General features: G+C 64.4%; 12 protein-coding genes. 4 read left to right on the top strand and 8 right to left on the bottom strand.

Features of this window, described 5'->3' with window-relative positions:
* Positions 1-7 precede the first annotated feature (7 nt).
* The 5 genes from ACIPIJ_RS15820 to dadA all read right to left on the bottom strand — a co-directional run bounded on the left by ACIPIJ_RS15820 (position 8) and on the right by dadA (position 5705).
* On the bottom strand, positions 8-1870 hold the full coding sequence (locus ACIPIJ_RS15820; RefSeq protein WP_401078064.1) for an acetyl-CoA hydrolase/transferase C-terminal domain-containing protein: 1863 nt from the start codon (positions 1868-1870) through the stop codon (positions 8-10).
* A gap of 118 nt (positions 1871-1988) precedes the next feature.
* Positions 1989-2393 carry a c-type cytochrome gene (locus ACIPIJ_RS15815; protein ID WP_401078958.1) on the bottom strand — a complete coding sequence of 135 codons (405 nt, stop codon included), beginning with the start codon at positions 2391-2393 and terminating at the stop codon, positions 1989-1991.
* 154 nt (positions 2394-2547) lie between these two features.
* Entirely contained in the window at positions 2548-3096 is a 549-nt protein-coding gene (locus ACIPIJ_RS15810) for a cupin domain-containing protein (RefSeq protein WP_401078061.1), read from the bottom strand.
* A gap of 110 nt (positions 3097-3206) precedes the next feature.
* Positions 3207-4280, bottom strand: a complete 1074-nt coding sequence (alr, locus tag ACIPIJ_RS15805; protein WP_401078059.1) for an alanine racemase — start codon at positions 4278-4280, stop codon at positions 3207-3209.
* A 123-nt stretch (positions 4281-4403) separates the two neighbouring features.
* Positions 4404-5705, bottom strand: a complete 1302-nt coding sequence (gene dadA / locus ACIPIJ_RS15800) for a D-amino acid dehydrogenase (RefSeq protein ID WP_401078056.1) — start codon at positions 5703-5705, stop codon at positions 4404-4406.
* Between the two features lie 153 nt (positions 5706-5858).
* Here dadA and dadR point away from each other — a divergent pair, with 153 nt between their 5' ends.
* The gene (dadR, locus tag ACIPIJ_RS15795) at positions 5859-6347 is read left to right on the top strand and encodes a transcriptional regulator DadR (RefSeq protein WP_003258963.1); all 489 of its coding nucleotides are present in this window, start codon (positions 5859-5861) and stop codon (positions 6345-6347) included.
* A 2-nt stretch (positions 6348-6349) separates the two neighbouring features.
* Here dadR and ACIPIJ_RS15790 read toward each other — a convergent pair whose 3' ends face one another.
* The gene (locus tag ACIPIJ_RS15790; RefSeq protein ID WP_401078054.1) at positions 6350-6703 is read right to left on the bottom strand and encodes a YkgJ family cysteine cluster protein; all 354 of its coding nucleotides are present in this window, start codon (positions 6701-6703) and stop codon (positions 6350-6352) included.
* A 192-nt stretch (positions 6704-6895) separates the two neighbouring features.
* On the opposite strand from ACIPIJ_RS15790, the gene ACIPIJ_RS15785 reads away from it, so the two are divergent.
* Positions 6896-8188: an NAD(P)/FAD-dependent oxidoreductase gene (locus ACIPIJ_RS15785; protein WP_401078051.1), complete on the top strand. Its 1293-nt coding sequence runs from the start codon at positions 6896-6898 to the stop codon at positions 8186-8188.
* 14 nt (positions 8189-8202) lie between these two features.
* On the opposite strand, the gene ACIPIJ_RS15780 is transcribed toward ACIPIJ_RS15785, so the two are convergent.
* The gene (locus ACIPIJ_RS15780; RefSeq protein WP_401078049.1) at positions 8203-8433 is read right to left on the bottom strand and encodes a DUF1127 domain-containing protein; all 231 of its coding nucleotides are present in this window, start codon (positions 8431-8433) and stop codon (positions 8203-8205) included.
* Between the two features lie 178 nt (positions 8434-8611).
* On the opposite strand from ACIPIJ_RS15780, the gene ACIPIJ_RS15775 reads away from it, so the two are divergent.
* Together ACIPIJ_RS15775 and ACIPIJ_RS15770 are read left to right on the top strand one after the other, a co-directional pair.
* Positions 8612-10042 (top strand): PLP-dependent aminotransferase family protein, encoded by a 1431-nt coding sequence (locus ACIPIJ_RS15775; RefSeq protein ID WP_401078046.1) that lies wholly within the window; start codon positions 8612-8614, stop codon positions 10040-10042.
* 60 nt (positions 10043-10102) lie between these two features.
* Positions 10103-11653 carry a phospholipase D family protein gene (locus ACIPIJ_RS15770; protein WP_401078043.1) on the top strand — a complete coding sequence of 517 codons (1551 nt, stop codon included), beginning with the start codon at positions 10103-10105 and terminating at the stop codon, positions 11651-11653.
* Between the two features lie 9 nt (positions 11654-11662).
* Here the strand turns inward: ACIPIJ_RS15770 and ACIPIJ_RS15765 are convergent, their stop codons facing one another.
* Positions 11663-12802: an MFS transporter gene (locus ACIPIJ_RS15765; protein ID WP_401078040.1), complete on the bottom strand. Its 1140-nt coding sequence runs from the start codon at positions 12800-12802 to the stop codon at positions 11663-11665.
* Positions 12803-12808: the final 6 nt, after the last annotated feature.

Here is a 12808-nt window from a genome sequence, read left to right as displayed (position 1 = left end):
CCACCCCTTAGTCCCTTGATGCAGCCAAACCCGCCATCAGCAACCGCTGATACAGCTCTTCCTTCAGCCCTTGGGGATGGCCCAGCCCCATGCGCGCCAACTGTGCCGCATACCCCTCCGGCCCCGGCGCATCCAGCGCGGCCTTGCCCAGCTCCAGCACCTCGCTCAACCTGAACTTGCTCTTGAGCCAGTTCAACGCCCGCAGCAAGTCCCGCTCCTCTGCCGTGAAATCAGTCCCCAACGGATACTCCGGGAACAGCCGCGCATGCCGCGCCCTGATCTCCTCGAGCCGCTCGGGCGTGTTGTCGGTGAACCGCGCCTCCAGCTGGAAGCCCTTGGCCAGTTTGCCGGCCTTCTTGGCCTGCTCGATCAGCTCGCCCTGGAACCTTGAATCACTGACCGCCAGCAACCGCGCTATGACTTCGCTGTCGGTCTGCCCGCGCAAGTCTGCGATGCCATACTCGGTCACCACGATATCGCGCAGGTGCCGAGGGATGGTGCAGTGGCCATAGGACCAAAGCAGGTTGGAGCTGACGTCGCCACCCGCCTCACGCCAGCTGCGCAGCAGCAGGATCGAGCGCCCGCCCTCCAGCGCATGGCCCTGGGCGACGAAGTTGTACTGCCCGCCTACACCGCTGAGCACGCGGCCATCCTCCAGTTGGTCGGCCACCCCCGCGCCGAGCAAGGTCATGGTGAACACCGTGTTGATAAAGCGGGCATCGCGGCGTTGGCGGCGCTTGAGCTCTTCCTGGCCATACAGCTCGTTGATAAAGCTGATGCGGGTCATCGCGAACTGCGCACGCTGCTCCAGCGGCATGTCCCGCAAGCGTTGGTAGAACGCCCTTGGCCCGAGGAAGAACCCGCCATGCACCAGCACACCCTGCTCGTCGGCCGGGCGCCGCACTACGCCGGCCTCGGCTAGCGCCAGCAGGCCATTGACGAACATTTCGCTGCAACCGTAGAGCCCTTGGGCGAACGCATCCAGCCCCCCTTCCCGCTCGATGAGGGTGTGCCATGGGCCAACATCCAGCTCATCCATCAATGCCCGGTAGCCCGCATTGTCGCCCTGGCGCGCCAGCAGGGCGGCGGCTACGGCATCACCCATGGCGCCGATGCCAATCTGCAGCGTGCCGCCATCGCGCACCAGGGTGCTGGCGTGCAAGCCAATGCAATGGTCCTGGGTGGTGACCGGCATGTTCGGCGTGGAGAACAGCCGGCGTTGGTCGGCTTGATCGATCAGCAGGTCGAATGCCTCCATACCCAGCTCCGAATCGCCGGGCATGTAGGGCAGCTCGGCATGCACCTGGCCAAGCATGAGGATCGTTTCACCGGCCTCACGTCGCTTGGCGATCATCGGCAGCAAGTCGAGGGTGATGTCGGGGTTGCAGGCCAGGCTCAAGTGCACCGGCTTTTCCGGCGTGGCGGCTACCAGTTGGGCAATCAGGTTCAGGCCCTTGGCATTGATGTCGCGGGCGGCGTGGCTGTAGTTGCTGCTGATGTAGTCCTGTTGGGCAGTCTCGCTGTGCAGCAGGCTGCCGGGCTGCATGAAGAACTGCTCGACGCGGATGTTCGGCGGCAGCTGGTCGTTGCGCAGGTCTGCCAGGTAGGTGAGTTCTTCGTAATCGGCGAATACTCGCTCGATGAAGGGCTCGAGGAATCGCCGTTGCAGGCCGTCGCCCAAGGGGGGGCGACCGAGCGACAACGCCGTGTAGATCGTCAGCTGGCGCTCGGGCAGTTCGCGCACCCGGGCATAGAGCGCATTGACGAAGGCATTGGGTTTGCCAAGACCCAGCGGCAGGCCCATGTGAATGTGAGCCGGCAAGCGTGACAAGACCTGCTCGACCGCCTGATCGATGGAACAGAGGTGCATCTTGGCCTCCTGAGTCTTCCGTGGGTTCAGGGGTTGGACATGAACCGACGCGGGTTCGTTGCCTGCACAAAAACAAAGCCCGCCATTGTAGGCGGGCCCTGTGTAATTCAGTCGCGGCTCAAAGCCCGGACATCTTCTTGATCGCCCCTTTCAGATCATCGTCCGAGCAATCCGCGCAGGTGCCTTTGGGTGGCATGGCGTTGATACCGGTAATGGCCTTGGCGAGGATGCCGTCGAGGCCACCCTGGTGGTCGGCGCGCTCTTTCCACGCGGCGGTATCACCGATTTTCGGCGCGCCCAGCAGGCCACTGCCATGGCAGGCATTGCAGTGCTTGGCGATGATGTCATCCGGTGTCTTGGCGCCGCCACCGCCCGCCGCGGCAGCCACTTCCATGCCTTTGCATTCCTGGCCCTGGACACACACCTGGCCGACCGGCTCCAGGCGTTTGGCGATGTCGTCATTGGTCGCAGCGGTTGCGCTGATTGCCCATAGGGCGAATACGGCTGCTGGTACGGCCAGCATCTTCTTGATTTGGTTCACGCGAACACCCTCATGGTGGCTAATCACGCCCGCGGCCACGGTAATGCGAGCGTTGAAAAGTATAGCGGGAACCCGTAAGCCGTGAAACGACCCTACTCGGGAAAGGGGTATTACCGAATCAATGCACTGCGCTGGATCAAAAGTTCGACGGCGTGGCAGCGCTGATCAGCCGTGCAGGCTCATCGAAGGGGTTGCGAAAACGGTGCGGGCGGGTGCTTTCGAAGTAATAGCTGTCGCCTTCTTCGAGGATGAAGATCTCGTTGCCCACTACCAGTTCAAGCCGGCCTTCGAGCAGGATGCCGGTTTCCTCGCCATCATGGGTGAGCATCTCGGCACCGGTGTCGGCACCTGGCGGGTAGACCTCGGTCAGAAAGGCAATGGCGCGGTTGGGGTGCGACTTGCCCACCAGCTTCATGGTCACTGCACCGTCGGAAATGTCGATCAGCTCGTGTGCCTTGTAGACGATCTGCGCGGGGCTTTCGGCCTCCAGCTCGACCGAAAAGAACTCCACCATGGACATGGGAATACCACTGAGCACCTTGCGCAGCGAGCTGATCGAGGGGCTCACGCTGTTTTTCTCGATCATCGAGATGGTGCTGTTGGTCACACCCGCGCGCTTGGCAAGTTCACGCTGGGACAGGCCCTTGAGCTTGCGGATGGCTTGCAGTCGTTCGCCGACGTCCAAAGCTGGAGCCTCCTGAAACGGTGAGATGGCGGGGTGAATGTGAACGATATCATGGCAATGCCGTTCAGTATTTACAACACACCGCCGCTCAGGCTGTCCGCTTCAGCGTGTCATTCGCCGAAATAGTCCAGCGGCACCCGCTTCAGGTTGCAGAAGATCTGGTAGGGGATGGTCCCGGCATGCATGGCCACTTCGCTGGCCAGCACCTGTTTGCCCCACAGCTCGACCGGGCTGCCGATGGTCGCCTCGGGCACGTCGGTCAGGTCGATGCACAGCATGTCCATCGACACGCGGCCGATCAGCTGGCTGCGCTTGCCGGCGACCATCACCGGTGTACCGGTGGGGGCCTGGCGGGGGTAGCCGTCGGCGTAGCCCATGGCGACCACGCCGACGCGGGTCGGGCGCGGGCTGATGAACTTGGCGCCGTAGCCCACAGGTTCGCCGGCGGGCAGCTCACGCACGCTGATGACCCGCGATTGCAGGGTCATGACCGGCTGCAGGCGCGCGGCCTGGGCCTGCGTCACTTCGAACGGCGTGGCGCCATACAGCATGATGCCAGGGCGCACCCAGTCGCTCGGCGCTTGCGGCCAGGCCAGCACACCGGGCGAGTTGCGCAGGCTGCATTCGGCGGCCAGGCCCTGGCGGGCGGCATCGAACACGGCGATCTGCTGGGCCGTGGCGTCGGCATCCAGCTCATCGGCACGGGCGAAGTGGCTCATCAGCACGATGCGCAAAACCTTGCCGCTGGCCAACAGCCGCTGGTAGGCCTCGTGGTAATCCTTGGGGTGCAGCCCCGCGCGATGCATGCCGCTGTCGAGCTTCAGCCAGAGGGTCAATGGCTTGTGCACCGGGGTGTTTTCGATGGCCTCCAGTTGCCACAGCGAATGCACCACGCACCACAGTTCGTGCTCGGCAATCAGCGCCAGCTCGCTGGCTTCGAAAAAGCCTTCGAGCAGCAACACCGGGGCCTTGATACCCGCCGCACGCAGTTCCAGCGCTTCTTCGATGCAGGCCACGGCAAAGCCGTCGGCTTCGCTTTCCAGGGCCAGGGCGCAACGCACGGCGCCGTGGCCATAGGCATCGGCCTTGATCACGGCGAGGGCTTTGGCGCCGGTCAGTTCACGGGCGAGGCGGTAGTTGTGGCGCAGGGCCTGGAGGTCGATCAGGGCACGGGCGGGGCGCATGGCGGCAGCCTTATGGTGGTTCAGGTTGAAAACGGTGATGGCTTTTTCGCGGGGCAAGCCTGCTCCCACAAAACAATGTGGAAGCGGGCTTGCCCCGCGACGAGGCCGGAACAGGCACCTCGATTATTGATGCACAGGCGCCGTCTGGCCTTGCTTGGCGACTTCCCGGGTGTTGCCGTAACGGGAGATGTCCAGACCTTCGGCGCTGATCTGCGGCTTCTTGCGCGCAATCAGGTCGGCCAGCAGGCGACCGGAACCACAGGCCATGGTCCAACCCAGCGTACCGTGGCCGGTGTTGAGGAACAGGTTGCGGAACGCGGTGGCACCGACGATCGGCGTACCGTCCGGGGTCGCTGGGCGCAGACCGGTCCAGAAGCTTGCCTGGCTGAGGTCGCCGCCACGAGGATAAAGGTCGTTGACGATCATCTCCAGCGTTTCGCGCCGACGCGGGTTCAGCGACAGGTCAAAACCAGCAATTTCAGCCATGCCACCCACGCGGATGCGGTTGTCGAAACGGGTGATGGCGACCTTGTAGGTCTCGTCGAGAATGGTTGAAGTCGGTGCCATGTCGGCATGGGTGATCGGCACGGTCAGCGAGTAGCCCTTGAGCGGGTACACCGGTGCCCTGATGCCCAGCGGCTTGAGCATCTGCGGCGAATAGCTGCCCAGCGCCAGCACGTAGCGGTCGGCGGTTTCCAGCTTGCCGTCGATCCACACACCGTTGATGCGGTCACCGGCGAAGTCCAGGCGCTGGATGTCCTGGCCGAAGCGGAACTCGACACCGAGCTTCAGCGCCATTTCGGCGAGCCTGGTCGTGAACAGCTGGCAGTCGCCGGTCTGGTCGTTGGGCAGGCGCAAGGCACCGGCGAGGATGTCCTTGACCCCGGCCAAGGCCGGTTCGACGCGGGCAATGCCCTCTCGGTCGAGCAATTCATACGGCACGCCGGACTGTTCGAGCACGGCGATGTCCTTGGCGGCGGCATCCACCTGGGCCTGGGTGCGGAACAGCTGCGTGGTGCCCAGGGTCCGGCTTTCATAGGCGATGCCGGTTTCGGCGCGCAACTCGTCGAGGCAGTCACGGCTGTACTCGGACAGCCGCACCATGCGCTCCTTGTTCACCGCATAACGACTGGCAGTGCAATTGCGCAGCATCTGCGCCATCCACAGGTACTGGTCGACGTCGCCGGTCAACTTGATGGCCAGGGGCGCGTGGCGCTCCAGCAGCCACTTGATGGCTTTGAGCGGTACGCCTGGGGCAGCCCAGGGCGAGGCATAGCCGGGCGAGATCTGGCCGGCGTTGGCAAAGCTGGTTTCCATGGCTACTGCCGGTTGGCGATCGACCACCGTCACTTCATAACCTTGCCGGGCCAGATAATAGGCACTGGCGGTTCCGATGACACCGCTACCAAGTACCAGAACTCGCATTGTTGATCCCTCGCACGCGGCGCGCCGCATTTTTGTTGAAATGGCATGGATGCGCGCAGTATAAAAATTACAGACCAGTGCAATTCACTATATAAAAGCCTATATTTGGCGAGAATTCTCGGCAAAATCGCCTTTCACGGAGGGGCATCCCCTATGAGAACCCAGCACCAGAGCAAGCGTGAACTGGATAAGATCGACCGCAACATCCTGCGGATCCTGCAGAATGACGGGCGTATTTCCTTCACCGAACTGGGCGAGAAAGTTGGGCTTTCCACAACCCCTTGCACCGAGCGCGTCCGCCGCCTGGAGCGCGAGGGCATCATCATGGGCTACAACGCCCGGCTCAACCCGCAGCACCTCAAGGGCAGCCTGCTGGTGTTCGTGGAAATCAGCCTGGACTACAAGTCGGGTGACACGTTCGAAGAGTTCCGCCGCGCGGTGCTCAAGCTGCCGCACGTGCTGGAATGCCACCTGGTGTCGGGCGATTTCGACTACCTGGTGAAGGCACGTATTTCGGAGATGGCTTCGTACCGCAAGCTGCTGGGCGATATCCTGCTGAAGCTGCCGCACGTGCGCGAATCGAAGAGCTACATCGTGATGGAAGAAGTGAAGGAAAGCCTCTGCCTGCCAATTCCGGACTGAGGCTAGACCAGCACCTGGCGGGTGGTGGCGATGAACCGGTGAACCAGCTGCTCGGCTTCGGGCTCGATCATCGGCTCAGGGCCACGGCCCCGCGGGCAGGCCATGCGCGGGGTGGTGCCAAACAGGCGGCAAATCATCGGCCGCTCTTCATACACGGTGCAGCCGTTGGGGCCCAGGTGCACGCAGTCCAGGCGCTCCAGCGCCGCATCCTGCTCAGCCTGGGACTTGCGCGGCAGGCGGGCCATTTCTTCCGTCGACGTGGTCACCGGGCCGCAGCAGTCGTGGCAGCCGGGCTCGCACTCGAACGAGGGGATGAGTTCGCGCAGGAAGTGGATCTTGTGGCGGTTGCAGGACATGACGGGCACAGAGCAAGAAGTTGGCTTGGATTATAGGCCCATTCGCCGGCAAGCCGGCTCCCACCCGTAACCCGCTGGTCTCAAGATTGTGCAGATCCTGTGGGCGCCGGCTCGCCGGCGATGCGGCCAGTTGCCCCACCTTGAAACCCCACTTATCCTCCCCTTTCTGCCTAAACACCCAGGACCTGCCCAATGATCCACAGCGCGCAGCACGCCGCCTCCTACTACGCCGCCAGCAGCGCGCCCCACCCCGATCACCCCTTCCTGCAAGGTGAGCACAGCGCCGACGTGTGCATCGTCGGCGGCGGCTACTCGGGCCTGAACACCGCTATCGAGCTGGCCGAACGCGGCTTGTCGGTGATTTTGCTGGAGGCGCGCAAGCTTGGCTGGGGCGCCAGCGGGCGCAATGGCGGGCAGCTGATCCGCGGTGTCGGCCATGGCCTGGAGCAGTTCCTCCCGGTGATTGGCGAAGAAGGCGTGCGCAGCCTGAAGCTGATGGGCCTGGAAGCCGTGGAAATCGTGCGTGAACGGGTCGAACGGCACGCCATCGCCTGCGACCTGACCTGGGGTTACTGCGACCTGGCCAACAAGCCCGGAGAGCTGCAAGGCTTTGCCGAGGATGCCGAAGAACTGCGCAGCCTGGGCTACCGGCATGAACTGCGCCTGGTGCAGAAAGACGATATCCACAGCGTGGTCGGCTCCGATCGTTACGTCGGCGGCCTGATCGACATGGGCTCGGGGCACCTGCACCCACTCAACCTTGCGCTCGGCGAAGCGGCGGTGGCCAGCCGCCTCGGTGTGCAGTTGTACGAGCAGTCGGAAGTCAGCCGTATCGAGTACGGCCCTGAGGTCAAGGTGCACACCGCCCAGGGCCAGGTGCGCGCCAAGACCCTGGTACTGTGCTGCAACGCCTACCACAACGACCTCAACCGCGAGCTGGGCGGCAAGGTGCTGCCGGCCGGCAGTTACATCATCGCCACCGAACCGCTGGGTGAGGAGCGCGCGCGCCAGCTGCTGCCGCAGAACATGGCGGTGTGCGACCAGCGCGTGGCGCTGGACTACTATCGCCTGTCTGCCGATCACCGCCTGCTGTTCGGTGGCGCCTGCCATTATTCCGGCCGCGACCCACAGGACATCGCCGCCTACATGCGGCCGAAGATGCTCAAGGTCTTCCCGGCGCTTGCCGACGTGCGCATCGATTTCCAGTGGGGCGGGATGATCGGCATCGGTGCCAATCGCCTGCCGCAGATCGGCCGCCTGGCCAGCCAGCCAAATGTTTATTACGCGCAGGCCTACTCCGGCCACGGGCTCAACGCCACCCACCTGGCCGCACGCCTGCTGGGCGAGGCGATCGGCGGCCAGCAGAGCGGGCGCTTCGACCTGTTCGCCAAGGTGCCGCACATCACCTTCCCCGGCGGCAAGCACCTGCGCTCGCCGCTGCTGGCCTTGGGGATGCTGTGGCACCGGCTCAAAGAGCTGGTCTAGATCAGCTCTGTGAATCACTCTTTCCAGAAAGGTTTGCGGCCTTCTTCGCGGGCCTGCTCCCAGCTCAGGCCGATATCACGCAGCTGGTCGTCATCCAGCTGCAACAGCGCCCTGCGGGTGTGCCAGCGGTGCAGCATCAGGCCCCAACGGCCAAGGCCTGCCGGCGCATTGAAGACCTTGGCCTGCTGCCCCGCTTCCAGTTCCTTGGCCATCAGTTGCAAGCGCACATCGCTCATGCCACCCATCGCTGCGTTCTCCCATTCAGTGGTTACCGTGGAAAAAGCATGCGCGCTGGCGGCCTCGACAATACAGAGCCAATAGAGGCTTATTATTCACATACAGAATTGGCGGCCGCGCGGCTGAATGCTGTATTTTCAAGCAAACTGTACTGGTCGCGACTGTAACGCCGCGCAGGAGTATGCCGTGACGCTCTACCTGAACCTCGCCGAACTGCTTGGCGCCCGCATCGAGCAAGGCCTGTACCGCCCCGGCCAGCGCCTGCCGTCGGTACGCGCCCTGAGCATGGAGCACGGCGTCAGCCTGAGCACCGTGCAGCAGGCCTACCGCATGCTGGAAGACAGCGGCATGGTCTCGCCACGGCCCAAGTCCGGCTACTTCGTCAGCGATCATCGCCACCTGGCCGCCCTGCCCGCCGTCAGCCGCCCAGCCCAACGCCCGGTAGACATCTCGCAGTGGGAGCAGGTGCTGGAACTGGTGCGCAGCACCCCACGCAAGGACGTGATCCAGCTCGGCCGTGGCATGCCCGACATCGACAGCCCAAGCCTCAAACCCTTGCTGCGCAGCCTCGCACAGCTGAGCCGGCGGCAGGACATGCCGGGCCTTTACTACGACAACATTCATGGCAACCTCACCCTGCGCGAGCAGATCGCCCGCCTGATGCTCGACTCCGGCTGCCGCCTGGCACCGGCCGACCTGGTGGTGACCACCGGCTGCCACGAAGCACTGTCGTGCAGCATCCGCGCCGTGTGCGCACCGGGCGACATCGTCGCGGTCGACTCACCGAGCTTCCACGGCGCCATGCAGACCCTCAAGGGCCTGGGCATGAAGGCACTGGAAATCCCCACCGACCCGATCACCGGCATCAGCCTCGAAGCCCTGGAACTGGCGCTCGAACAGTGGCCGATCAAACTCATCCAGATCACCCCGAGCTGCAACAACCCGCTCGGCTACATCATGCCCGAGGCACGCAAGAAGGCCCTGCTGAGCCTGGCCCAGCGCTATGACGTGGCGATTCTGGAAGACGATGTGTATGGCGACCTGGCCTACACCTACCCGCGCCCGCGTACCCTCAAGTCATTCGACGATGACGGCCGCGTGCTGCTGTGCAGTTCGTTTTCCAAGACCCTCGCACCTGGCCTGCGCATCGGCTGGGTGGCGCCCGGGCGCTACCTGGAGCGGGTGCTGCACATGAAGTACATCAGCACCGGCAGTACCGCCACCCAGCCACAACTGGCCATCGCCGACTTCATCGCCGCCGGGCACTACCAGCCGCACGTGCGGCGCATGCGCAGCCAGTACCAGCGCGGCCGCGACCTGATGAGCGATTGGGTGAGCCAGTACTTCCCGCCAGGCACCCGCGTCAGCCGGCCCCAGGGTGGCTTCATGCTGTGGGTGGAGTTGCCAGAACATTTCGATACGCTGCGGCTGAATCGCGCTTTACTGGAACAGGGCGTGCAAGTAGCCGTGGGCAGCATCTTCTCGGCGTCGGGCAAGTTCCGCCACTGCCTGCGCATGAACTTCGCCGCGCGGCCAACGCCGCTCATCGAGGACGCAGTGCGCAAAGTGGGTGAAACCGCCCTTCGTCTACTGGCTGAAGAGCACGTCGACGCGTAACTTTACGCCGCCCTCCACGGTCCAACCTCTCAGGCCTTTGCTGTACAGGACGATTCACCCTTGAGACTCCAGCGAGCTCTGCCTCTGCTGCTGGTGCTGCTCGGCCTTGCAGGCTGCGCCAGCGTCGGTACGCCCCGCGAAATCAGCCAGGCATTGCCGGCCAAGGATTCGGCCTTCGGCCGCTCGGTGCTGCGCCAGGCAGCGCCATATGAAGGGCGCTCGGGCTTTCGCCTGCTGCCCAACAGCAACGAAGCGTTCCGTGCCCGCGCCGAGCTGATCCGCAATGCCCAGGCGAGCATCGACCTGCAGTACTACATCGTCCACGACGGCCTGAGCACCCGCGCATTGGTTCATGAGTTGCTGCGTGCCGCCGACCGTGGCGTACGCGTGCGCATCCTGCTCGACGACACCACCAGCGATGGCCTGGACACCATCATGGGCACCCTCGATGCCCATCCGAATATCCAGATCCGCGTGTTCAACCCGCTGCACCTGGGGCGCAGCACCGGCGTCACGCGGGCCGTGGGGCGCCTGTTCAACCTGTCGCGTCAGCACCGGCGCATGCACAACAAGCTGTTCCTGGTGGACAACAGCATGGCCATCGTCGGCGGGCGCAACCTGGGTGACGAGTATTTCGATGCCGAGCCCAACCTCAACTTCACCGACATCGACCTGCTCGGCGTGGGCCCGGTGGCCGAGCAGCTGGGGCATGGGTTCGACCAGTACTGGAACAGCGCCCTGAGCCGGCCTATCGGCGACTTCCTGTGGCAGCAGCCGGATGAAGCCGACCTGCGCGCCAGCCGCCATCGCCTGGAGGTGTCACTGGCCGAGGCGCGGGTGAAGCGCAAGGCGCTGTATGACCGGTTGATGGCCTATCAATCACAGCCGCGCCTGGATGTCTGGCGCAACGAGCTGATCTGGGCCCACAGCTCGGCACTCTGGGACGCGCCGAGCAAGGTGCTGGCCGACGACGAACCCGACCCGCAGTTGCTGATGAGCCAACAGTTGGCACCGGACCTGGCCAGCGTGCACAAGGAGCTGATCCTGGTATCGGCGTACTTCGTGCCGGGCGAGCCAGGGCTGCTGTACCTGACCGGCCGTGCCGACGCAGGGGCGTCGGTCAGGCTGCTGACCAATGCGCTGGAAGCCACCGACGTGCCGGCGGTGCATGGCGGCTACGCGCCCTATCGTCGGGCGCTGCTCGAACACGGCGTGCAGCTGTTCGAGTTGCGTCGCCAACCGGGCGACCCCAGCGCCGGGCGCCTGAGCTTCCATGGCAGCTCTGATTCGAGCCTGCACAGCAAGGCGATCGTGTTCGATCGGCGCAAGACCTTCATCGGCTCGTTCAACTTCGACCCGCGCTCGGTGCTGTGGAATACCGAGGTAGGGGTGCTGGTGGACAGCCCGGAGCTGGCCGAATACACCCGCGAGCTGGCACTGCAGGGCATGGCGCCAGCGCTGAGTTATCAGGTGAAGCTGGCCAATGACAAACTGGTCTGGGTGACCGAGGACAACGGCCAGATGCATACGCTGGCGGCAGAGCCGGGTGGGCTCTGGCGGCGCTTCAATGCGTGGATCAGCAAGGCGGTCGGGCTGGAGAAAATGCTGTAGCGCAGGGCCTCAGGCGGCGGCAGGCTCGAAGGCCCCGCGCCGCCGGGTCAACACCACCAACCCGGCCGCCCCGACGGCCATCAGCAGCGGCAAGGCATGGCCGCTGATCCACTGGCTCCCCGCCCCGGCCAGCAACGGCCCAAACAGGCAGCCGATGCCCCACAACTGCGCCACATGGGCGTTGGCGCGCACCAGCGCATCATCCCGATAACGCTCGCCGATCAATATCAGCGACAAGGTGAACAGGCCGCCGGCACTGGCCCCGAACAGCACCCACAACGGCCAGATGACCGGGGTGTGCAGCAGCACCGGAATCGCCAGGCTGGAACACAGCAAGATGACTGCGCAACCGGTAAAGAGCGTGCGCCGCGACATGTAGTCGGCCAAGGCGCCAATCGGCAGCTGCAGCACCGCATCGCCTACTACCACGGTGCTGACCATGAACAGCGCCAGCTCGGTAGTGAAGCCTTGCTGCAGGCAGTACACCGGCAACAAGGTAAGGATCATTGCCTCGAAGGACGCAAACAACGCGATGGCCCACGCGATGACCGGCAGGCGGCGGCAGAAGGCGAACAGGTCACTGAAGGTCACACTGCAGGCTTCGGTGCTCGGCGCGCCACCACGGCCCAACAACAGCAACGGCGCCAGCAGCAACAGGCCAGTCGCGGCCCAGAAGCCGAAGTCATCGTCGGAGCCCAGCAAACCCAGCACCAGCGGCCCGGCCAGCTGGCTCAAGGCATAGCTGCTGCCATACAAGGCCACCAGGCGGCCGCGCCACTGCTCGACCACCAGCTGGTTGATCCAGCTTTCGCCGAGGATGAACACCACCGTCAGCGACATGCCGATCAGCAAGCGCAGCGCCAGCCACAGCGGGTAGCTCGGCAGCAGCGCCAGCAAGCCAATCGACAACGCCCCGCCCCACAGGCACAGGCGCATGGCCGAGGGTACGCCGACCCAACCGGCCAGGCGGCTGGCCAGGCTGGCGCCAATCAGCACGCCCAACGCCGGCATCGCCGCCATCACGCCGATGGCGAAGCTGCCGTAGCCCCAGGTCTCCAGGCGCAGGGACACCAGCGGCATGCTCACGCCGAGCGCAAGCCCGACGCTCAGCACCGATGCCAGCACGGCAAAGTAGGTTCCCCAGCGCATAGCGGC

The sequence above is a fragment of the Pseudomonas sp. NPDC087185 genome, from assembly GCF_044744955.1.
In the GTDB taxonomy this organism is placed as follows: domain Bacteria; phylum Pseudomonadota; class Gammaproteobacteria; order Pseudomonadales; family Pseudomonadaceae; genus Aquipseudomonas.
The sequence above is the reverse complement of the archived record's forward strand: the minus strand, read 5'-3'. Positions and strand labels throughout refer to the sequence as shown.

Bases quoted from the DNA above. Each gene is read 5' to 3' on its own strand.
- ACIPIJ_RS15780 (WP_401078049.1), bottom strand. From the start codon at position 8,433: ATGGGTGGCATGAGCGATGTGCGCTTGCAACTGATGGCCAAGGAACTG.
- ACIPIJ_RS15820 (WP_401078064.1), bottom strand. From the start codon at position 1,870: ATGCACCTCTGTTCCATCGATCAGGCGGTCGAGCAGGTCTTGTCACGC.
- dadR (WP_003258963.1), top strand. From the start codon at position 5,859: ATGAGAACCCAGCACCAGAGCAAGCGTGAACTGGATAAGATCGACCGC.
- ACIPIJ_RS15785 (WP_401078051.1), top strand. From the start codon at position 6,896: ATGATCCACAGCGCGCAGCACGCCGCCTCCTACTACGCCGCCAGCAGC.
- ACIPIJ_RS15790 (WP_401078054.1), bottom strand. From the start codon at position 6,703: ATGTCCTGCAACCGCCACAAGATCCACTTCCTGCGCGAACTCATCCCC.
- alr (WP_401078059.1), bottom strand. From the start codon at position 4,280: ATGCGCCCCGCCCGTGCCCTGATCGACCTCCAGGCCCTGCGCCACAAC.
- dadA (WP_401078056.1), bottom strand. From the start codon at position 5,705: ATGCGAGTTCTGGTACTTGGTAGCGGTGTCATCGGAACCGCCAGTGCC.
- ACIPIJ_RS15815 (WP_401078958.1), bottom strand. From the start codon at position 2,393: ATGCTGGCCGTACCAGCAGCCGTATTCGCCCTATGGGCAATCAGCGCA.
- ACIPIJ_RS15765 (WP_401078040.1), bottom strand. From the start codon at position 12,802: ATGCGCTGGGGAACCTACTTTGCCGTGCTGGCATCGGTGCTGAGCGTC.